Annotated in this window: 17 protein-coding genes and 3 pseudogenes; 13 read left to right on the forward strand and 7 right to left on the reverse strand. The window is 73.4% G+C overall.

What is annotated here, in order from left to right; all coding sequences use genetic code 11:
* The first annotated feature begins 57 nt into the window (after positions 1 to 57).
* From WDV06_RS23095 to WDV06_RS23105, 3 genes are all read left to right on the forward strand, one after another.
* A complete protein-coding gene (locus tag WDV06_RS23095) occupies positions 58 to 969 on the forward strand; it encodes a short-chain dehydrogenase/reductase (protein ID WP_395511684.1) in 912 nt (303 codons plus the stop codon).
* A 578-nt stretch (positions 970 to 1,547) separates the two neighbouring features.
* Positions 1,548 to 2,216, forward strand: coding sequence for a DUF998 domain-containing protein (locus WDV06_RS23100; RefSeq protein ID WP_395511685.1), 669 nt, complete (start codon positions 1,548 to 1,550; stop codon positions 2,214 to 2,216).
* A gap of 67 nt (positions 2,217 to 2,283) precedes the next feature.
* On the forward strand, positions 2,284 to 2,496 hold the full coding sequence (locus tag WDV06_RS23105) for a DUF4287 domain-containing protein (protein WP_395511686.1): 213 nt from the start codon (positions 2,284 to 2,286) through the stop codon (positions 2,494 to 2,496).
* A 615-nt stretch (positions 2,497 to 3,111) separates the two neighbouring features.
* Here WDV06_RS23105 and WDV06_RS23110 read toward each other — a convergent pair.
* Positions 3,112 to 4,359, reverse strand: a complete 1,248-nt coding sequence (locus WDV06_RS23110; RefSeq protein ID WP_395511687.1) for a Vps62-related protein — start codon at positions 4,357 to 4,359, stop codon at positions 3,112 to 3,114.
* Positions 4,360 to 4,561: 202 nt separating this feature from the next.
* Here WDV06_RS23110 and WDV06_RS23115 point away from each other — a divergent pair.
* A pseudogene (locus WDV06_RS23115) lies at positions 4,562 to 4,718 on the forward strand (transposase); the annotation flags it as partial.
* Between the two features lie 170 nt (positions 4,719 to 4,888).
* Here WDV06_RS23115 and WDV06_RS23120 read toward each other — a convergent pair.
* A complete protein-coding gene (locus WDV06_RS23120; protein ID WP_395511688.1) occupies positions 4,889 to 5,389 on the reverse strand; it encodes a GNAT family N-acetyltransferase in 501 nt (166 codons plus the stop codon).
* A 331-nt stretch (positions 5,390 to 5,720) separates the two neighbouring features.
* On the opposite strand from WDV06_RS23120, the gene WDV06_RS23125 reads away from it, so the two are divergent.
* From WDV06_RS23125 to WDV06_RS23155, 7 genes are all read left to right on the forward strand, one after another.
* Positions 5,721 to 6,281 (forward strand): hypothetical protein, encoded by a 561-nt coding sequence (locus WDV06_RS23125; RefSeq protein ID WP_395511689.1) that lies wholly within the window; start codon positions 5,721 to 5,723, stop codon positions 6,279 to 6,281.
* Positions 6,282 to 6,521: 240 nt separating this feature from the next.
* The gene (locus WDV06_RS23130; RefSeq protein WP_395511690.1) at positions 6,522 to 6,728 is read left to right on the forward strand and encodes a hypothetical protein; all 207 of its coding nucleotides are present in this window, start codon (positions 6,522 to 6,524) and stop codon (positions 6,726 to 6,728) included.
* Positions 6,729 to 6,768: 40 nt separating this feature from the next.
* Entirely contained in the window at positions 6,769 to 7,758 is a 990-nt protein-coding gene (locus tag WDV06_RS23135; RefSeq protein WP_395511691.1) for a magnesium and cobalt transport protein CorA, read from the forward strand.
* Positions 7,759 to 8,162: 404 nt separating this feature from the next.
* A complete protein-coding gene (locus WDV06_RS23140; protein ID WP_395511692.1) occupies positions 8,163 to 9,227 on the forward strand; it encodes a serine hydrolase domain-containing protein in 1,065 nt (354 codons plus the stop codon).
* A 173-nt stretch (positions 9,228 to 9,400) separates the two neighbouring features.
* Entirely contained in the window at positions 9,401 to 10,156 is a 756-nt protein-coding gene (locus WDV06_RS23145; RefSeq protein WP_395511693.1) for a hypothetical protein, read from the forward strand.
* A gap of 82 nt (positions 10,157 to 10,238) precedes the next feature.
* The gene (locus tag WDV06_RS23150; RefSeq protein WP_395511694.1) at positions 10,239 to 10,940 is read left to right on the forward strand and encodes an SDR family NAD(P)-dependent oxidoreductase; all 702 of its coding nucleotides are present in this window, start codon (positions 10,239 to 10,241) and stop codon (positions 10,938 to 10,940) included.
* Positions 10,941 to 10,947: 7 nt separating this feature from the next.
* Complete coding sequence (locus WDV06_RS23155; protein ID WP_395511695.1) at positions 10,948 to 11,781, forward strand: YqjF family protein; 834 nt, start codon at positions 10,948 to 10,950, stop codon at positions 11,779 to 11,781.
* A gap of 26 nt (positions 11,782 to 11,807) precedes the next feature.
* Here WDV06_RS23155 and WDV06_RS23160 read toward each other — a convergent pair whose 3' ends face one another.
* On the reverse strand, positions 11,808 to 13,112 hold the full coding sequence (locus tag WDV06_RS23160; RefSeq protein ID WP_395511696.1) for a glycosyltransferase: 1,305 nt from the start codon (positions 13,110 to 13,112) through the stop codon (positions 11,808 to 11,810).
* A 224-nt stretch (positions 13,113 to 13,336) separates the two neighbouring features.
* Between WDV06_RS23160 and WDV06_RS23165 the strand changes: the two genes are divergently transcribed.
* A complete protein-coding gene (locus tag WDV06_RS23165) occupies positions 13,337 to 15,424 on the forward strand; it encodes a glycosyltransferase (RefSeq protein ID WP_395511697.1) in 2,088 nt (695 codons plus the stop codon).
* Between the two features lie 31 nt (positions 15,425 to 15,455).
* Here WDV06_RS23165 and WDV06_RS23170 read toward each other — a convergent pair whose 3' ends face one another.
* Entirely contained in the window at positions 15,456 to 16,256 is an 801-nt protein-coding gene (locus WDV06_RS23170) for a DUF427 domain-containing protein (RefSeq protein ID WP_395511698.1), read from the reverse strand.
* A gap of 143 nt (positions 16,257 to 16,399) precedes the next feature.
* Between WDV06_RS23170 and WDV06_RS23175 the strand changes: the two genes are divergently transcribed.
* Positions 16,400 to 16,540, forward strand: a complete 141-nt coding sequence (locus WDV06_RS23175) for a hypothetical protein (RefSeq protein ID WP_395511701.1) — start codon at positions 16,400 to 16,402, stop codon at positions 16,538 to 16,540.
* Positions 16,541 to 16,832: 292 nt separating this feature from the next.
* Here the strand turns inward: WDV06_RS23175 and WDV06_RS23180 are convergent, their stop codons facing one another.
* The 3 genes and pseudogenes from WDV06_RS23180 to WDV06_RS37360 form a co-directional block, all read right to left on the reverse strand.
* Positions 16,833 to 17,633 (reverse strand): phosphotransferase, encoded by an 801-nt coding sequence (locus WDV06_RS23180; RefSeq protein WP_395511699.1) that lies wholly within the window; start codon positions 17,631 to 17,633, stop codon positions 16,833 to 16,835.
* Positions 17,634 to 17,690: 57 nt separating this feature from the next.
* A pseudogene (locus tag WDV06_RS23185) lies at positions 17,691 to 18,032 on the reverse strand (formylglycine-generating enzyme family protein); the annotation flags it as partial.
* A 27-nt stretch (positions 18,033 to 18,059) separates the two neighbouring features.
* Positions 18,060 to 18,289, reverse strand: a pseudogene (locus WDV06_RS37360) (hypothetical protein); the annotation flags it as partial.

An 18,289-nucleotide genomic window follows, 5' to 3' on the forward strand; every position in this document is an offset into this window, starting at 1 on the left:
TCGACTGGGCGGGTGCGCGGTGCGGCGCGGGTCGTAAGGGCGGGCCTGGAGGCGGTCATGGCGGAGGTTGGATCGTACGCGCGGATCGCGGTGGTCACCGGGGCGGCGCGCGGCGTGGGCGCGGCGGTGGCACGCCGGCTGGCCCGGCGGGGCATGCGGCTGGCGCTGCTGGGCCGGGAGCTCGACTCGTTGCGCCAGGTCGCGGCAGGGCTGCCGACCGAGGCGCACTGCTTCGAGGTCGACGTCACCGACGAGGCGGCGCTCCAGGGCGCGGCCCGCAGCGTTGCTACACGGCTCGGGCCCGCCTCGGTGGTGATCGCCAACGCGGGGATCGCCGCAGCGGGCCCGTTCGCCACGTGCGAGGCATCGCTCTTCGACCGGGTGGTCGAGGTCAACCTGATCGGGAGCGCGAACACCGCCCGCGTCTTCCTGCCCCAACTCACCCGCACCGGTGGGTACTTCCTCCAGGTGGCGTCCACCGCCGCGTTCGGTTCGGCGCCGCTGATGAGCGCCTATTGCGCGTCGAAGGCGGGAGTGGAGTCGTTCGCCCAGGCCCTGCGAACCGAGGTGCGTCCGGCGGGCGTGGGGGTGGGCATCGCGTACCTGCACTGGACGGGCACCGACATGATCGCGGCCCTCGACGACCATCCGGTGCTGCGGGCCCTGCGTTCCCATCAGCCCGCGCCCGCCCGCCGCGTGCACAGTCCCGAGCGGGTCGCCGAATGGCTGGTGCGCGGGGTGGAGCGGCGCGCGGTCAGCGTTTACGCCCCACCGTGGCTGCGTCTGGTGCAGCCGCTGCGTCCGGTGCTGCCGTTGGTGGTGTCGGCGGTGGCACGGCGGTCGTTGTCGGCGCTGTCGTTCGAGGAGCTGGAGCGGACCACCGGGGTGCTCGGCGCGGGCGGCGCCGCCGACCTGCGGGCGCGCGGCGCGGTGCCGCCGGTGCGGCCGGTGACCCCGCCCCAGACCTGACCGGCGCGGGGCGCGCGCGTCCGCGCCAGGGGCCCGGGCCGGAGGCAGGGAGGGGCAGGCGGCGCGCAGGGCTCCATGCCGCCCGGCGGGTCGGCCGAGGGCGCAGCCGGTCCCCTGCCCGAGCGGTCGCCGCCCCGTGCCGGTCGTCCCGGGGCGGGACGTGGTGCTGCCGGCGGAGGTGGCGGAGATCGCCCGAGTGGGCCGCGCGGCGGTGGTGAACCGGTGCCGGAGGCACGCCGACATTCCAAGACCCGGCGGGTGGCACGTGCGTACACCCGGAGTTCGACCGCCGCTCCATCGCCGCTCGGCGATCGCCCCACGGCCGGGCAAGCGGCTGACGGTCGGTCGCGACCGGCGCGCCGGGTCCTTGCCGAGCCCGCTGGGCCGGCGCACGCGCAACGGTTCCCCGTGCCGACCGCGGCTTCCTCGGCGCCCGGTCGGTGAACGCCCGCCGCCTGCTGACCACTTCGGCTCGTCCCGGCCAGGCGTGTGATCCACTGCACATCGGTGGAAGCGATGAGTCTTCTCCTCGTCGTCGGTCATACAGGTGACCACGACGCAGCAAGGAAGGCCCCACCATGACCGACATGCTCACCGCGCCCCGCCCCGCCCTCTCCGCCGCGCCCGCGTCGCGGTCCGCCGCGCGATGGACCGTGGTCGGCGGTGTGGTGGCGGGGCCGCTGTTCCTGGCGGCCGGACTCGTCCAGGGGTTCGTGCGGGACGGGTTCGACTTCACGCGGAACGCGATCAGCCAGCTCGCTCTCGGCGACGCGGGATGGATCCAGACAGCGAGTTTCGCGCTCACCGGGGCCTTGCTGATCGCTGGCGCGGCCGGTCTGCGGCGGGCGCTGCTCGGCGGCCCCGGCGGGACGTGGGGCCCGGCCCTGATCGGCGTCTTCGGCCTCTCCTTCTGGATGGCGGCGGTCTTCCCCGCCGACGCCGGAGCGGGATTCCCGGCCGGGGCGCCCGAGGCGACCGTGATGAGCGCACACGGAACGGTCCACATGGCGGCCGGGATGCTCGGCTACCTCGCCCTGTGCGCCGTCTTCTTCGTCCTGGCCCGTCCGCTCGCGTCCCGGGGCCTGAGGGGCTGGGCCGTTGCGTCCCGCGTCGTCCCCGTGGCTGTCCTGGCCGGATTCATGGCCTCGGCCGCCTCGGTCCTGGCGTTCACCGCCGGTGCCGGTCTCGGACTGCTGTGGCTGAGCGTGGTGACGGCCCGCCTGGCCTTCGTGCCGGCCGACCGCTAGGCGTCCGTCGTCCGAACGGGCATGATCAACTCGACCAAGATCAACACGATAGGAAACGGGAGCACCCATGACCGACGCCGTGAAGGGTCCTGCCAGCTACTTCCCCTCCATCGAGAAGAAGTACGGGCGTCCGATCGCCGAGTGGAAGGACCTCATCCGCACCTCCTCGCTGACCAGGCACATGGAGCTGGTCAACTGGCTCAAGACCGAGCACGCGCTCGGCCACGGCCACGCGAACGCCCTCGTCGCCCACACCCTCGCCGAGGACAACGGCAACTGATCATGCGGCGACCCGCCCTGCCGTCCGCACCGCTCCCCTGAAGCCTGCTCTGACGCCGGAAGCCAACGCCGCGGCGCCCCGAGGGCAGGGGGGACGTCCTCCTCGGTGGGGGCGGGAGCGTGGGCGAGGACCAGGGCGAGCACGCGTTGGTCCAGGTCCGCCAGGTGCAGGCTGAGCCGCCGGCCTCCGGCGGTGACGGCCGCTTCGGCCAGCATCCGCGCGCAGGCCGTCAGATCGTCCGTGCTGATGCGGGGTACCCCCACTCCTCGACGGCTTTGACCGCCGCCGCGTCGGCCTTGGCGGCGCCCACTGGTCAGAGCGGAAGGTGAGCGCGCGGGCGGGCCGGTTGCGGACCGTCATCCTCAGCCGAGGGCGCTCAACCGCCGCCGCCGGCTTGGCCCTCGACACCTTGGCCTGTACGGCATCGCTCAGACCGGACCACGGTACGCCGACGCCGACCGGCACGGTGGCGTCGTCCGGCGGGTGGTGTACGGGCCGGGCGGTGCGAGCCAGGGGCCGTCTGCGTCCGGCCGGAGTCCACACGTTTCGTGGTCTGCGGCGACGCCGACGCAGGCCCCTGCGTCGCTGCGGGGGCCCTGAACGGCGTGGGGGTGGCTAGTCGGGGAACTCGTCGAAGTGGGTGCTGTCTCCGTGGAAGGTCAGGGGGGTGCCGACGTGGGTGCCGTCCTGGCGGGTGACCTGGATGGTGTGGTCGCCGACCCACATGGCGGCCGCCTTGTTCGGGGGTGTCGTCAGATTGTGGGTCACCGACTTGTGCTCCAGGTTCTTGGTGGCGGTAGTGCGGGAGTAACCCAGCGCCAGGCTGTACGTGGTGGTGACCGAGGCGCTGGCGATGCCGGAGCTGACGCCCACCTGCGCGCTGACGGAGATGCCCACTTCAGCGCTGAAGGTGTCGCTCCTGTCCTTCTCCACGCCGACCGTCACCGTTTCCGAGATGGTCTGCGGGCTGCTGGTGGTGTTGTTGACGAACCGGTGCATGTACCACGAGGACCGCCGTTCGATCCGGTAGAAGGGGGAGTTGGCGAGCTTCCACGACGCCGACTTGTCGTCGTCCTTCACGGCCATGAACGGCACCCACACCGCGTTGACCGTCGTCTCCGGCGTACGGTCGGCTGGCCGGGTCCGGCCCGTCAGCGTCGGGAACCCGTCCGGATGCGGCTTCTCCTCCACCGGCATCTCGACGCACAGGACCCGACGCTCCGGCGCTCCCCGGGAGGGCTCGTCCCAGCTCGATGCCGCGGTGAAGGTGTTCGGCGCGACCAGCGCCCGGTGGCCGCCGTCTCGTCCGTCCTGGTAGGCGGGCGGCACCTGGTTCGCCCACACGCTGAAGTAGTCCTTCGCCCCGGTGCCCTTGTCCTCGTAGACCCATTTCAGGTCGGCCATGTGCGTGAGGTCCTCCCGCACGCACATCACGTCCGTCAGCGCCGGCTTGTCGTAGGTGTTCTCCGACATGACACAGCCCATGGCCACGTAGCCGCCGGGCGCGACCGGACGCCAGCACGCGCCGTAGTGCTTGCCGCCGCTGCCCACGTCCTTCCACACGACGGTGTAGTCCTCGGGGTGTGCCAGCGGAGGCTTCTTGCCCTCGCTCGCGCTGACGGCAGCGTCCTTCACGCACAGCGAGACGACGTGCTCCTTGACCTTGGTGGCGGTCTTGGGGTTCAGGTTCTCCGATCCCCACGCCGGCAGCACCACCGAACCGAGCGCGTGGAAGCCCTGTGGGGGCTTGGGGTGCCAGAAGCTCACCCAGTACTTGCCGCCCGTGCTCTCGTCGTCCCATCGCCAGCTGTACTGGTCGGTGAAGGCGAGCTCCAGCTCGCCGAAGACCATTGACTTGGTCAAGACCGCTCCTTTGGGCCGGGTTTCATCCCGATCTCCCGAGATTCCTTGATCCAATTCGGCCATGCGCCTCCCCCGCACGGGGACCGCCTTCACTCCTTCGGCGGAGCGCACCCTCAGGCTCTCGGGAGCACGTCGCGGCGCACCGCCCGGGGCGGCAGTTTCCCCTCGCCACGGCCGCGGCGGCGTCGCAGGGTTGCTGCCCATAGGCGAGTACGGGCCGTATCCGTACCGGCTGCGGGACCAGTTCGAGGGCGTGATCTGGCGGTTCCGCACGGGGGGGCCAGTGGCGTGAGATGCCGGAGGAGTTCGGGCCCTGGTCATCGGTCTACGACCGGTTCCGCCAGTGGCGCGACGCTGGGGAGTTCAAGCCTTGATGGAGGCGATGAGCACGGAGGTCGCACGGGCGCCGGCGGGCTCACCCCCGAACAGGCCGCCGACAGTCCCCAATTCATCCCCCGTCTGCGGGGCATCAAGGTCCAGGGTCCGGCGGCGCGGCCGCGCACCTGGCATCAGTGACTGGCACCGGGGGCTAAAGAGCGAGTTTGAACCCATCGTGACTGCGCGCGAAGCCCAGCCCGCGATAGAAGCGGTGCGCGTCCTCGCGCCGCTTGTTGCTGGTCAGCTGGACCAGCGCGCAGCCACGCGTGCGGGCCCGCTCGATCGTGCGCTCCATCAGGATCCGTCCGAGCCCGCCGCCTCGGCGGTCCGCGCGGATGCGCACCGCCTCGATCAGGGCCCGCTCGGCCCCGCCCTTCCCCAGCCCCGGGATGTACGTCACCTGCAGACAGCCGACTACCCTGCCGCCATCACCCTGGTCGTCGACGCCTTCGACCAGGACCAAAATTTCATTACGCGGGTCCGCGTCGATCGCCGCGAAAGCCCGCTCGTACGCCTCATCGACGACGAGCGCCGCCGGGTCCACCACGCTCTCCTCGTCAGCGAGCAGAGCGAGCACCATGGGCAGGTCGGCGCGTGAAGCGGGGCGCAGCGTGAGAGCGGCCACGTGGACGGATTCAGAGGCAGATGACATGGCACCGACCATAACCGGCCCCCCTCGGACTCCGTCTACGTCCGGCACCAGCTGATCGTGCTGGTCCCGTCCGGCACCCGACACCACTGCGACATTGCCGGCACCCGCGTCCTGCGCGACGGGACGTGGCTGCTGGTCCCGGCCGACCCCACGGCACCGCCGCCGCGACCTGGCTCAGCCGCCCCCCCACGCCCCGACGGATCGACGCCCACCGGCTGCGCGCGGCCCTCCTCCGCTCCGATTCCTCGCTCGGGACGGCTGCACGCTCGTTGGAGTGATCAGCGGCGGGTCCGCGTGATCCCGACGGGCGTGCCCCCCGAGGATGCGGGGCATGTCCTCCTCCTCCACGCGGCTGCGCCGCGCCCTCGTTCCGTTCGCGGCCGCCGTCGCGCTGCTCACCACCGCGGCCTCCTCCTCGGCCGCCGCCTGGGAGCAGTGCGGCTCGATCATCACCGCACCGCTGGCCCCGCCGGTCGCCGCCGACGACCCGTGTCCCAGTACCGACCCGGTCGTCTGCCGGATCCGGGTGCTGCCGATGGACCAGAAAGTGGAAGCACAGCGGACCCGGATGAGCTACCACCGCCTCCTGGAGGACATGCACCGCACCGCCGCCGACATGCGGGCGGCCGGCGCCTCGGAGGAGGAGGTCGCCCGGGAGCTGGTCGACATGCGCAACCAGGCCAAGGAGATCACCCGGGCGGGCATGACCCCGCAGGAGGTCCGCATCCTGGAGGAGCGCAACATCGCCAAGTACGGCAACCCGCTCGGCCCCACGGCGGACCAGCTCTACGCCAAGTACGGCTCCTGGGAGAAGGTCAGCGACGCGTCCATGCGCACCAGTTACGCCGTCGACCGCGAACTCAGCCTCGAATACCGCCCCTGCCCCGTCTAGCCGGACGGACAGCGCCAGCGCCCGGCACGCCCCGCCCGCGGCCCCCCCGTCTCGCCCCCCTCGGGGCAGGGCGGCGGGGCGCTGCCGCGGAACCGTCCTCGCTGCCCGAGGTCTTCCCCGCGCCGCGCTCGCTCACCGCCTCGGCCTCTGGTTCGCCCACGCCTACGTCCTGGGCCTGTGCGCGACCATCGGCGGCGCGTACGTCTTCCAGTTCGGGCTGTGGGAGTACCCGTGTCCGCCGTGCCTGCTCCAGTCTTCGGGCTGAACCTGTACACCTGGGCGGCGCTCACCTTCCTGGTCGCCGTCCTCACCGCTGCCGCGCACCTGGTCCTCACACGCGAGTTCCCGCCCCTGGGCGCCGCCCAGACCTCGTCGGCCCTGCGCCGCACCGCCGGATTCACGCCCACCGTCCTGGTGTTGCGCCGGAAACGGGGGCGAGGCGCATGAAACAGACGGATCGAAGCATCCGCGTCCCATGGAATGCGTGATGTACGAGGAACACTCCGGCCGGTCGGAGACGGTGGAGTGCGGGCTGGAGGACGAGGCCTGCCGGCTGGTGCTCAAGCGGCTGCGCGGGCTGGGCGAGGGGGAGTTCGGATGGGTGCGGCTGGTCGATCCGGCCGAGTCCGAACTGGTGCGGCTCGCCGGGGAGCTGGGCCTGCATCCGCTCGCCGTCGAGGACGCGGTGCAGGCGCGGCAACGCCCGAAGCGGGAGCGGTTCGGGGAGGTGCTGGCCGTGGCGTTGAAGACGCTGTGGTACGTCGACGCGGACGCTGCGGTGGAGACCGGGCAGCTGATGGTCTTCGTCGGGCCCCGGTACGTGCTGACCGTACGCCACGGGCCGGTGGACCCGTCGGCCGAAGCGGCCCGCCGGCTGGCGGCTGACCCCGGCATGCTGCGTTTCGGCCCGATGGCCGTGCTGCACGCCGTCCTCGACGTCGCCGTGGACGCGTACGAGGAGTGCGCCGACGAGGTCCGGGCCGCGCTCACCGCGCTGGAGGACCGCGTCTTCTCGCCCGAGCGTGTCGACCACACCGAGGCCATCTACTCCCTCAAACGGGAGGTGCGGGAGTTCCGTGACACGGTGGTGCCCCTCGTGCCCGTCCTGCAGGGGCTCCTGGCCGGGCCGCGCGGGGGCGGACCGGAGCATCCGCCGAAAGTGCTCCCCTACTTCCGGGACGTGGAGGACCACCTGAGCCGTACCGCCACGGAGGTCCGGTCCCTGGACGAGTTGCTGACCGCGGTCCTGGACGCCCAGCAGGCACGGGTGGGGACGTGGCAGAACGACGACATGCGGCGGATCTCGGCCTGGGCGGCGATCTTCGCGATCCCCACGATGGTCGCCGGGGTGTACGGGATGAACTTCGAGCACATGCCGGAGCTGCACTGGAGCTTCGGGTACCCGCTCGCGCTCGCCCTCATGGCGCTGGCGTCCGGCCTCCTCTACCGGGCCTTCCGCCGCAACGGCTGGCTCTGACCGCCGTGGCGTACGGCCGCGTTCCCCTGCGGGCGTCCGGGTCAGGCGAGCCCGACCGTATGGGAGGCCCGGAAGCCGGGGCCGTCGGCCGGGGGGTCGAGGGTGAGCGCGGCGTCTGAGTCGCGGTGGCGGTCGTCCCGCTCGTTGGGGTGCGCGGGGACCTCGCGCCGGCTGGAGGGCCCCCGGCGCCCCCTGCGGGCCGGGCCACGGCACCGGCCCAGGGGGCTGGGCTGGACCCGCGGACGGTGCTCCCTTGAGACGGTCTCGGCGTGATGCCGGGGCCCGACGGCTGGTCCGGTTCTCTTTCGTCTCGGACGTCCTCCTCCTCAGGGCGCACGGCGACGGTTCGGCAATCAGTCTCCGGGCGCTGTCGACGGGTGTGCCGGCGCCCGCATGATCCGGACATGGACCAACCTCAAGACCTGGACACGCTCGCCCTGGCCACCGCGGAAGGGCTCGCCCGACGGCACGTGGGTGTCGCCGTCGCCGTGGTAGCCGACGGACGGGCCGCATACGCGGCGGCGGGAACCACCGGGAGCGCCGACGGCGGGTCACCGGGCGCCGACACGCTTTTCGAGATCGGCTCGGTGACGAAGACGTTCACCGCGCTGTCACTGGCGCGGATGGCGGTCGCCGGCACGGTGGAGCTCGACGAACCGCTGGCCCGGCTCCTGCCCGAAGCAACATCCGTACCGTCGCGGGGCGGACAGGAGATCACCCTGCGGCACCTGGCCACCCACACCTCCGGTCTGCCCCGGCTGCCCAAGGGCATGATGCCGCGGGCCCTGCTGCGCCCCCGCACCCCCGATCCGTACGCGGGCTGCACCGCGGAGGTGCTGCTGTCCGGACTGGCACGCACCCGCCTCCGCTCCACCCCGGGCAGGCGCGTGCGCTACTCCAACCTCGGTGCCGGCCTCCTCGGGCTGGCCCTCGCCCGCCGCGCGGGCACCACCTACGAGCAACTGGTCGCCACCCAGGTGTGCGCCCCGCTCGGCCTGTCCGCGACCGGGGTGACGGCGGGCGTCACCGGGCCCGGCCGGCTCGCCCAGGGCCACGACAGCAGGCGGCGCCCCAGCCCACCGTGGAACCTGGCCGATCTGGCCGGGGCGGGGGGCCTGCGGTCGTCCGCGAGAGACCTCGTCTCCTACGTGCGGGCCCAGTGGGAGTGCGCCGGCCCCGACGAGCAGGCGGAGGCGATCCGCCTCACCCGACAGGTCGAGCACCGTGACAACCGCTTCTCCTGGATGCACCTCGGCTGGCGTGCCCACCGCCTGCACCCCCGCCAGGGCGCCCACCTCCAGATCTGGCACAACGGCGGAACCGGAGGCTTCGCGTCCTTCGTCGGCTTCGATCCCGAGAGCGGCACGGCCGTGATCATCCTGAGCAACACCCGGCACCCCGTCGACGCCCCGGCCTTCAACCTGCTGCGCACCCTCCAGGACCGGGCCACCCCCCACGATGCGGCCTGACACCTCATCCGAAGACGGCGGGCGCCGCCACCGACGGTTCCTGGTGGGCCCGAGAGGCCGCCCATCGCGGTGCGTCGAGGGCTCCGGGTATGTGCTGGTGGTTGGGGGCCCTGGCCCGCGGCCCTTCCCAGCCCGGCGGGAAGGGTGTCGGTGGCGGCTGGCAGGCTGGGCGCGTGTTGATCGATGGATACGAGAACGACCCTCTGGCTGCCGGTGAGGACTTGCTGTCTCTGCCCGGATTCTGGCCCGCTTACCTGCTGTGGTTGTGCCAGACCGAGGACAACGAGCCGGAGCCGGGGTGGTTCGGTTCTGACGAGGCCGACACGGACGCGGCCTGGGAGGCCCTGAGCGATGAGCAACGGTGGCCGGTCTTCCGGATCCCTTTCGGCGGAGGCCACACCGTGGTCGTCGTCGGTCGGAACCTCGCCGACGACGCGGGAACCGAGTACGTCGTCTCCCACCCCGAGTGGGACCGGCACGGGCACCTGGCCACCGTGGACGGGCACTACGCGGGCCCGGGGCTTTCGTGGCGCGAGCTCGCACACATCGCCGCCACACCCGACCCGGACGCCGCCGGCGTCCACGCGCCGGCCGCCCGCCTGCTGCTCCTGCTGCCCGTACTCGGCGATGCCGGCCTGCCCTCCGAAGCGCCCGGGCTCGTCGCAGACGCACTGGTCCAGGTGGGCGTCGCCGACGACGCTGCGCCCGGACTGGCGCAGGCGCTACTGGAGGACCACCCCCTGTGGGAGCCCGTCGAGTGGACGCTCCCCGGAGCCTCCCCGCTCTCGGGAGGCGAGGCCCCGTTCCCCGGCATCCTGTACTGCGACGATCCCCACAGCCCGCGTTCCGGCACCCACCTTGCCCGGGGCATTTCTCGTGACCAGAGCGACCGACTGGCCCGCGCGCTCGGAACCTGGCCCACCGCCTGACCGGGCCGCCGCATCCGGGGGACGGCCGTCCGGCGAACCACACACGTGGTGCCAGGTCGTCGGCACGGAACGGAGGCGGGTCATGGACCTACGAGGTGCGCGGATTCTGGTGCCGGGTGCCACCGGGGAGATCGGGGCGGCGCTCGCCGTACGGCTGCACGCCCTCGGTGCCCGCACGGCACTGGCAGGACGTGACCGTGAGGCCCTCACCCGTGTCTCGGCGGCGTGTGGGCAGGCTCCCGCGCGCACCTTCGACGCCTGGGACGCCGGTTCCTGTGCGGAGACCGTCGACTGGGCGGCGGCGGAAATGGGGGGCCTGGACGGTGTGGTCGTATGCGTGGGAGTCGCGGCCTTCGGGCCGGCCGGGGTAGTGGACGACGCGGTGTCCGAGCACCTGATGGCGGTGAACGCGCTGGCCCCCATGGCGTTCCTCCGGGCCGCCGGGGACCGGTTGCCGAAGGGCGGCGTCCTGGCGGCCGTCACCGGAATCGTCGCCGAGGCGGCACCGGCGGGGATGGCGGACTACGCCGCCGCCAAGGCCGCGCTGGCCACCTGGCTGACGGCGGTCCGCCGTGAGCAGCGACGCCGGGGCGTGACCGTGCTGGAGATCAACCTGCCGCACATGGACACGGGCTTCGCCGGGCGCGCCGTCGTGGGCCAGGCGCCGCCGCTGCCGCGGGGACTGCCCGTTCCGGAGGCGGTGGAGGCGATCGTGCGGGCGCTGTACGAGGGGGCGAGACATGTGCGTCCGGGCAGCGCTACGGCGCTCGAAGTGGTCAGGTAGGGCGGACATGCCGAGCAGACGTCCCGCCTACGGCCCTTCGTCCCACGGCGCCCGGCCCGCGGAGGCGTTGACCCCGCTGGCCCCGCGTACGGTGCGGCGCGTGCTGTTCCGTCAGCGCTGGCGGGACCTGGTGTTCCTGCACTGGCCGGCCGATCCGTTCGAGGTGGCCCGGCTGCTGCCGGCCGGCACCGTGCCGGACCTCCACCAGGGCCGGGCGTACGTCGGCCTGGTCTTCTTCCGCATGGACGACCTCGCCTTCGGCCGGACGCCGGCCCTGCCGTACCTGGGGAGCTTCGGCGAGGTCAACGTCCGCCTGTACAGCCGCGACGCCCTGGGACGGCGCGGGGTGGTGTTCCGTTCGCTGGACTGCGACCGGCTGCTGCCCGTACTGACGGCCCGCGGCGCGTTCGGGCTGCCCTACCGGTGGTCGCGCATCCACAGCCAGTGGTTCGACAGCCGGCTGCTCTACCGCACGGGTCGGCGCCACGGTGCGCGGGCCGGGGCACGGGTGTGGCTGGACGTGACGGACGAGCCGGTGGCGGCCACGCCGCTGGAGGAGTTCCTCACCCGGCGCTGGGGGCTGCACGAGTGGTTCCTCGGGCGCACCTACTACCTGCCCAACGCACACCCCGCCTGGTCCTTCCGCAGGTGCACCCTGCTGGGCTGGCAGGACGACCTGGTCGCGGCGGCCGGGCTGTCGAGGCCGCGGGGCGAGCCCGTGAGCGTTCTGTACGCTCCCGGCGTCCCGGTGCTCTTCGGCCCGCCGGTGCCCCTGGCCGCCCCCGGCGGACCCGCACCCGGCACGGGGTCCGGCGGACCCGCACCTGGCACACCCGGCTGACCTGCCCGGGCACGGCGGCGCCGGGATCAGTGCGTCGTCCTCCGCTCGCCCATGGCGGCCAGCAGCTCTCCGGCCGCCCACCCGGGCCCCCGCCACCGGACCGCCGCAGCCAGGTCGGGCATGCGCGGGCTCACGGTCCGCCACAGCCTCCCCAGCGCTGCGGGGACGTCGGCCGGCGACAGCGTGTTCGGGTCGAGCACCACACCGGCACCGGCGCGTTCCGCGTCCCGGGCCACGGAGAACTGGTCGCTGGAGAACGGCAGCACCACCGCGGGCACGCCCGCCCGCAGGCATTCGGCGAAGGAGTTGCCGCCACCGTGGTGCACCATCGCGTCCACCTCTTCCAGCAGCGCGCGCTGGGGCACCGACGGCACCACCACGGCCCGTTCGCCCGCGAGATCGGCCAGCGCGGCGGCCCGTGCTCCGGCCGCGACGACGACCGACACGTCCGGCATGCCGTCGAGCAGCCCGGTGAGGACGGTGCGCAGGACGTCGTCGCGCGCGGACAGGAACGTACCGAGCGCGACGAGGACGACCCTCTGGCCGCTCGAACGCACCGTCTTCAGCCGCGCGTCCCACTCCGCGTCGAGGGGGTCCGGGACCGCGGCCATGTGCCCGGCGAACAGGCGCACCGGGCCCGGCGGAGGCGTGGGCAGCCAGCGGAACGCCGGGTAGGCGTAGACGACGGCGTGCGGCGAGCTGAGGGCGAAGGCCCGGCCCGGAGCAGGCCGTGAGGGCGCGTGCCGCCGGGCGAAGGCCGCGAACAGCGCGGTGAAGGCCTCGTCGTTCTGCCGCGCCGCGGCCCTCAGTTCGCGCAGCCGCTCCGGATCGGGCCGCAGGGCGTCGGGCCAGGCGTAGGGGACGCCGAAGTAGGCGTCGGGGCCGGAGAGCACATAGCTCGGGTGCCCGGGGCAGAAGGTCGCGTAGGGCACGCCCAGGCAGTGCAGGGCCAGGGTGACCGGGTAGCTGAGCTGGTCCACCACGTACCAGTCGGGGCGCAGCCGCCGGTGGGCCGAGCGCAGCGCGTCGAGTACCCCGTCCGGGTCGGCCAGCAGGTCGGCCCGCCGATGGCGGGCCTGGGCCAGCAGCGCCGGCACGGCACCCTCTCTGGTGGCGTCCAGGAACTCCGCCAGCCGGGCCGCCTCCCGGGCGTCCTGCTCGGTCGCCTCGGCGACCCCGGTGTTGGCATTGCGCGTCACGGACAGCGGCTCGAAGTCCACCCCGGCTTCCCGCGCCAGGTGCTCGAACGCCGGAGCGCAGGCGAAGTGCACGTCCGCACCGCGTCGGCGCAGTGCCCCGGCCAGGGCCGACAGCGGCCGTGCGTGGGACACGAAGGGGGGACTCACGACAACGACACGCGGCACGACACGCGGCATGCGAACCCCTCGGCGAAGGCGTCTTCGGCCTGCTCTCCGGCAGACCCGGGCCAGCGCATCGTAGCCGCGTCCGGGCAGGTCGGCCGGTGTGGCGATCAACACCCGAGGCAGGTGCATCCGCAAGGCCGGGACGCCGCGAAGCACAGAGGTCAGCGCCGTCCCCCGAGACAGGAGAACCCGTGGCCGGCACCGCTTTCGCGCCCCCCTCGGCGGCCCACGACCCCGCACGCCCGGGAGGAGCGGGCAGCGACACCCGCGACCTCTTGGTGGCGGCCCGCACCGCGTTCTTCAACGGCTCCGGCTGGACCGCGCACCTCCCCGGGCCGGGACACGACAGACGCCTTCCGCACGCACAGGGCGAACTGGCGAAACTCCTCGAAGCCGAGTACGGGCTGCCGCCGCGGGCAGTCGCGCCCCGCGAGGGATCCGGGCTGGACCGCCGGGACAAGGCCGTGGCGGGACTGCGTCGAGCCGCCCGGCTGGGCGTGCCCCTGACGCCGGAGGCCCTGCTCGCCCACCGGGAGGGCGACCCCCGCCTGATGGCCGTGCTGACGGAGCTGTGGCCGGAGACCGTTCGCCGGCACGGCCCCCGGCACGCCGAGGAGGTCCTGCGCGCCATGCTCGGCGAGTCCCGCGACGGGCCCGTCGCCGGCCACCTGCTGGACCTCGCGGTGGCCGCCGGCCTGCACCCCCTCACCCCGGTCGAGAGCGCGTCGCTCGCGCGCACCACCGCGTACCGGGCGGTACGCCACTCCGCCTGGCGGTACCTGCGTCAGCACCCGGGCGGCCCCGCCCATGCGCCCCGTCCTTCCGAGGCCGCGGACGCCTACGAACGGCTCCTCCTGGCGCCCCCGGTACCCGCGTTCGGCCCCGTCGCCCCGGAGAGCAAGGGGCCCGCGGGCCGGCTGATCGCCCAGAGCATGCTGCTGGGCGGCCTGGACACCCCGGGGCGGGGGATGAGCGGTGGGCTGGCGGTGCTGCTGGGCGGGCTCGGCGACCGGCTGGCCGCGACCGAGGGGATGTCCGGCGTCATCACCGTCGTGACCGCCGGGCACGATGACCTCGCCGCCGACGACCGGCTTGTCCACGAACGGGCCCCCGGGCACTGGGTCCTGCGGCTCCCCGTGGACTGCCCCTCGGCCCCGGCTCAGGCGGAGATGCACCGCCACCGCCCCGCCCTCACCTGGTGGGCGGTCCGCCTGCTCGGTGCCATGGCTCGGCCCCTGGACGCCGTGCACGTCAGGTACGCCGACGACGGCAGCCTGGCCCTCGCCGACGCCGCCGCGCACCTGGGCGCCGCGCTGGTCTTCACGGCCACGCCCGACCCGCACCGCGGACTCGCCGAACGCCACGCCGCGAGCGATCCCGCCGACCGCACGGCGGCGGACGCCCTCCGGCACGACCTGCACCGGGTCTTCCTGGCCGACCGGCTCGTCGAGCGGGCGGACACGGTCGTCGGCATCCCCGGACGCGGCGGCACCCGCGAACTCCTGCGCCACTTCCCCGGCCTCGCCCGGCTCAACGAAGGACGCGGACCCAGCGCCCCGCCCGAAGGCATCGCCCCCTACCGGCCCGCACCCGACGAGGACGTCCGGCGGCGCGAGGCGCTGAAGCGGCTCTACCGGGACGGGACACGCCCCGACGCCCTCGACCCCGGGGACCGCGAACTCCCCGTGCTGCTGTGCGTGGGCCGGCTGCACCCCGTCAAGCAGCAGGACCTGCTGGTCCGGTCCTGGCTGGCGACGGGCGCCCACCGCACCTCGGCCCTCGTCCTCATCGGCGGCAGCCCCGGCACCGGCACCGCGGTGGAGGACGAGATCCGCCGCCGCATCGACACCCTCCTCGCCCCGTACCCGCAGGCGGCGCGCCGCCTGGCCCTGCTGCCGGCCCTGCCGAACACCGAGGTACGCCGACTGCAGCGTGCCCTGGCACGGCGCGGGGACGACGCCTGCTGCTGGTACGTCTGCCCGAGCGCGAAGGAGGAGTTCGGGATAGCGGTCCTGGAGGCGATGGACGCCGGCCTTCCCGTCGCCGGTCCGCGCCGCGGCGGAGTCGCGCACTACCTCCGCGACCAGGTCAACGGCCTCCTGATGGACACGTCCGGCCAGGCGGGCCTGATGCGGGGCCTGCGACGGGTCGCCGCCACCTCCGCCGACGACCGGCGCCGTTACGCGGCTGCGGGCATGAAGCTGGTCGCCGAGCGGTTCTCCGTGACGCGCATGGCGGACGAACTGGCAGCCGAGTACAGCGCCCTGCGCGCCGGCTGACCCGGGGGTGGGGCCGGGCGGCGGCCCGGCCTCACCACAGCAGGGTGCCCGGGCCGCCCTTGAACGGCCCGCGCACCTCCGAGGTGATCCAGCCGCCGTAGAAGTCGCCCTCCTGCGCCGTGACGTCCTCTCCGCCGACCGTGCAGCGGTCCACGCGGCTCGGGTAGAAGGCGAAGTGGTCCTTGAGGGCCGTGAAGCCGGGTTCGGGACGGGGATAGCTCCAGGCGGCGTCAGCGCGTACCTCGTCTCCCACGGCGACGTCCCAGTACCGGGCCGAGCCCTTCCACTCGCACCAGGTCCGGCCCGAGAGCGCCGGCACCAGCAGTTCCGTACGGACGTCCGCCGGAGGAATGTAGAACACCGGCGGATGGCTGGTCTCCAGTACCCGCAGGGACCTCCGGGTCTCCGCCACCACCTGGCCGGCGCACTCGACCCGCACGAGGCGGTCGTCCTGCCGTACGGCGGGCGGGCGCGGGTACTCCCAGACGGACTCGGGCGGCCGTGGGGCGGAACGCGGCGCGGGCTGTTCCGACAGCGGATCCAGATACACCTCGTCCTCGTAGCACCAGGCCCACTCCCGGCCGCGGGCCAGGGCGCGGGCCACGGGGTGGCCGCTGGCGTCGAAGTGCTTCGCCGCGTGAGCGCCGGGAGAGCTGTCGCCGCAGCCCACGTGGCCGCAGGTCAGGCAGAGCAGCAGGTCGCCCGGCGGGCGTTCGCGTGCCGCGCAGGCCGTGCAGGTCTTGCTCAGCGGCGCCGGTTCGGCGGTCCAGGTGTGGGAACAGTGCCTCCCCGATGGCCGCCCGCCGTCGTACCGGGGTACCCACTTCGTCATCGCTGCTCACCGGCCGGTGCAGTGCTGTCCACGGTCTCTCCTTCGCCGTCCCTCGTCTCACCTCTTCTTCACCCTCACCCCGCGCAGAGGATGCAGGCGGCGGGCAAGTACACCGCCGCTGAGCGGGCAACGACGTCGCGGACCTGGGGGCGCTCGTGGAACTCGTCGAGGCGGGCACGGTCAGCGTCGACATCAGCTCGTCGCGCCCCCCGTCCGAGCTCGCCGACGTCCACCACCTCAGCCAGGCCGGCCGGACCCGGGGCAGGGTCCTCATCATCCCGTGAGCCCAGGTGGCCGGGCATCGCCCCACTCTCCGCCCTCAAGCACGCAACCTGAACCTGCTCGGCCGCTCCAGCTTCGCCGTCAACGCCCCGGCCGCCGGTGCCCTGCGTCCGCTCCGCGACCCGGGTGCGAGGGCGAGCAGTGAGCAGGAGGGTGCTGTTCAACGGCTACGCGGTGCCCTCGATCTCGGCATGCAGCGGGGCGGCGAAGCCACAGCGCCGGATGTGCTCCCGGCGGTGCCGCACGCGGCACCAGAAAACCCCCGTTGAGTTGGCCCTCGCACGGGCCGGGCCGTCAGTTCAGCAGGGCAGCTGTGAACGTCTTGCGATGGCCCACCAGCCAGCTCTGTACGCGGTCCCAGCGCTCCCATCCACCACGCTCGGCCAATGCCTGGAGATAGACAGGGTCTCCGCTGGCTACGCGGTGGGCGACGAAGGCCCGGCAGACCTCCGTGGCCTGCTCGATGACGCCAGGCAGCTCGGCGCGGCCCTCCGCCGAGAGGCCGTAGCCGTCGGCAAGAATCCGCAGCCGTGCGGCCGTCTCCAGCCCGGGGGGATGGAGAACACCCGCGGACTCGGGATCAAGCATGGGCACCCAATAACGGGCGGTCATGGCGATGTCCCAGAGGGCGCGGCCCGGAGCCGCCAAGTCGAAATCGATCAGTGCCGCGGCACGACCGTCGCGGAAGACGACGTTCTCCGGGCACACATCGTTGTGGCACAGCATCGTTCCCCCCTCCGGGTCGGCCAGGTCCCGCGGCCACTCGGCACGGGTGTCGACCCCGACGGCCGCGCTGGCCTCATGCAGACGCCGCAGCAGGCTCCCCACCGATTCGAGGGCAGAACTCCTCATCGCCCAGTTCGGGAACGGCGGCAGCGCCACGTAGCCGGGGATGAAGGTCAGCTGCTCACGGCCATCCGCTGTGAGACCGACAGGGGTCGGCGCCGCGTCGAAGCCGTGCTCCTTCAGCGCAAGGAGATAGGCATGCAGGGCGCGTGCGTTGCGCGGTGCCGGTCGCTCCACAGACTCCCCGCGGCGGAAGACCGACCCCGCGTTCACCATCCCGCCGACCAGCGCCTCGTCTTCAGCTGTCATGAGGATCACGCTATCGGCACATCGACCCCGCGTGGGGCGGCCTGCGCACGACGTGGATCAACGTATGACAGAACGCGCGACGCGGAATCCCACGTCGTCGAGCTGGAAAGTCGGGTGGCGGCGGCGCCGCGCGGAGGCCCGGCAACTCCCGTGCCGATCGAACCAACCACCGCCACGGAGCACGCGGTAGGCGCCATAGACCTCGGCCTCCTGGACGCCGCGGCACCAGCCCCGGACGTTGCCGAGCATGTCGTAAAGCCTGCACGAGTTGGTGCGCTTGCCGCCGCGCTCGTGCGAGTTACCGCGGTGCCAGCCGATCTCGTCGAGATCCCCGTAGTGCGGCCCGGTCGTCCCGGCCCGGCCGACGTGCTGCTCCCCCTCGGCTTCGGTCGGCGTTCGAACCACGCTGCCAGGGGTTGGCGGTGGTCGCAGAAGGGCCCAGCTCGGCCGCGATCGTCCGGACCGTGGCCTTCTCCCGCGGACGGTTGGCGATGGGATCCGGTCCGGCTCACGCAGATAACGCGAGGGACCGGACTCGGGCGCTACCGTCGTGGGGGGGTTGGCCGCCCGCCGGCCGCCCCCCCCCGGCCCGCCCCTTACCCACCCCAACCAACAACCCCCCCCCGGACCCCCCCACAAGAACCCACAACAAGCCA

Source organism: Streptomyces racemochromogenes (genome assembly GCF_044129415.1).
Lineage (GTDB): Bacteria > Actinomycetota > Actinomycetes > Streptomycetales > Streptomycetaceae > Streptomyces > Streptomyces racemochromogenes_A.

What these genes read in the sequence shown, in the direction of transcription:
- WDV06_RS23140 (WP_395511692.1), top strand. Translation starts at nt 8,163, where the DNA reads ATGGACCAACCTCAAGACCTGGACACGCTCGCCCTGGCCACCGCGGAA.
- WDV06_RS23170 (WP_395511698.1), bottom strand. Translation starts at nt 16,256, where the DNA reads ATGACGAAGTGGGTACCCCGGTACGACGGCGGGCGGCCATCGGGGAGG.
- WDV06_RS23120 (WP_395511688.1), bottom strand. Translation starts at nt 5,389, where the DNA reads ATGTCATCTGCCTCTGAATCCGTCCACGTGGCCGCTCTCACGCTGCGC.
- WDV06_RS23105 (WP_395511686.1), top strand. Translation starts at nt 2,284, where the DNA reads ATGACCGACGCCGTGAAGGGTCCTGCCAGCTACTTCCCCTCCATCGAG.
- WDV06_RS23135 (WP_395511691.1), top strand. Translation starts at nt 6,769, where the DNA reads ATGTACGAGGAACACTCCGGCCGGTCGGAGACGGTGGAGTGCGGGCTG.
- WDV06_RS23180 (WP_395511699.1), bottom strand. Translation starts at nt 17,633, where the DNA reads ATGACAGCTGAAGACGAGGCGCTGGTCGGCGGGATGGTGAACGCGGGG.
- WDV06_RS23150 (WP_395511694.1), top strand. Translation starts at nt 10,239, where the DNA reads ATGGACCTACGAGGTGCGCGGATTCTGGTGCCGGGTGCCACCGGGGAG.
- WDV06_RS23125 (WP_395511689.1), top strand. Translation starts at nt 5,721, where the DNA reads ATGTCCTCCTCCTCCACGCGGCTGCGCCGCGCCCTCGTTCCGTTCGCG.
- WDV06_RS23100 (WP_395511685.1), top strand. Translation starts at nt 1,548, where the DNA reads ATGACCGACATGCTCACCGCGCCCCGCCCCGCCCTCTCCGCCGCGCCC.
- WDV06_RS23095 (WP_395511684.1), top strand. Translation starts at nt 58, where the DNA reads ATGGCGGAGGTTGGATCGTACGCGCGGATCGCGGTGGTCACCGGGGCG.
- WDV06_RS23155 (WP_395511695.1), top strand. Translation starts at nt 10,948, where the DNA reads ATGCCGAGCAGACGTCCCGCCTACGGCCCTTCGTCCCACGGCGCCCGG.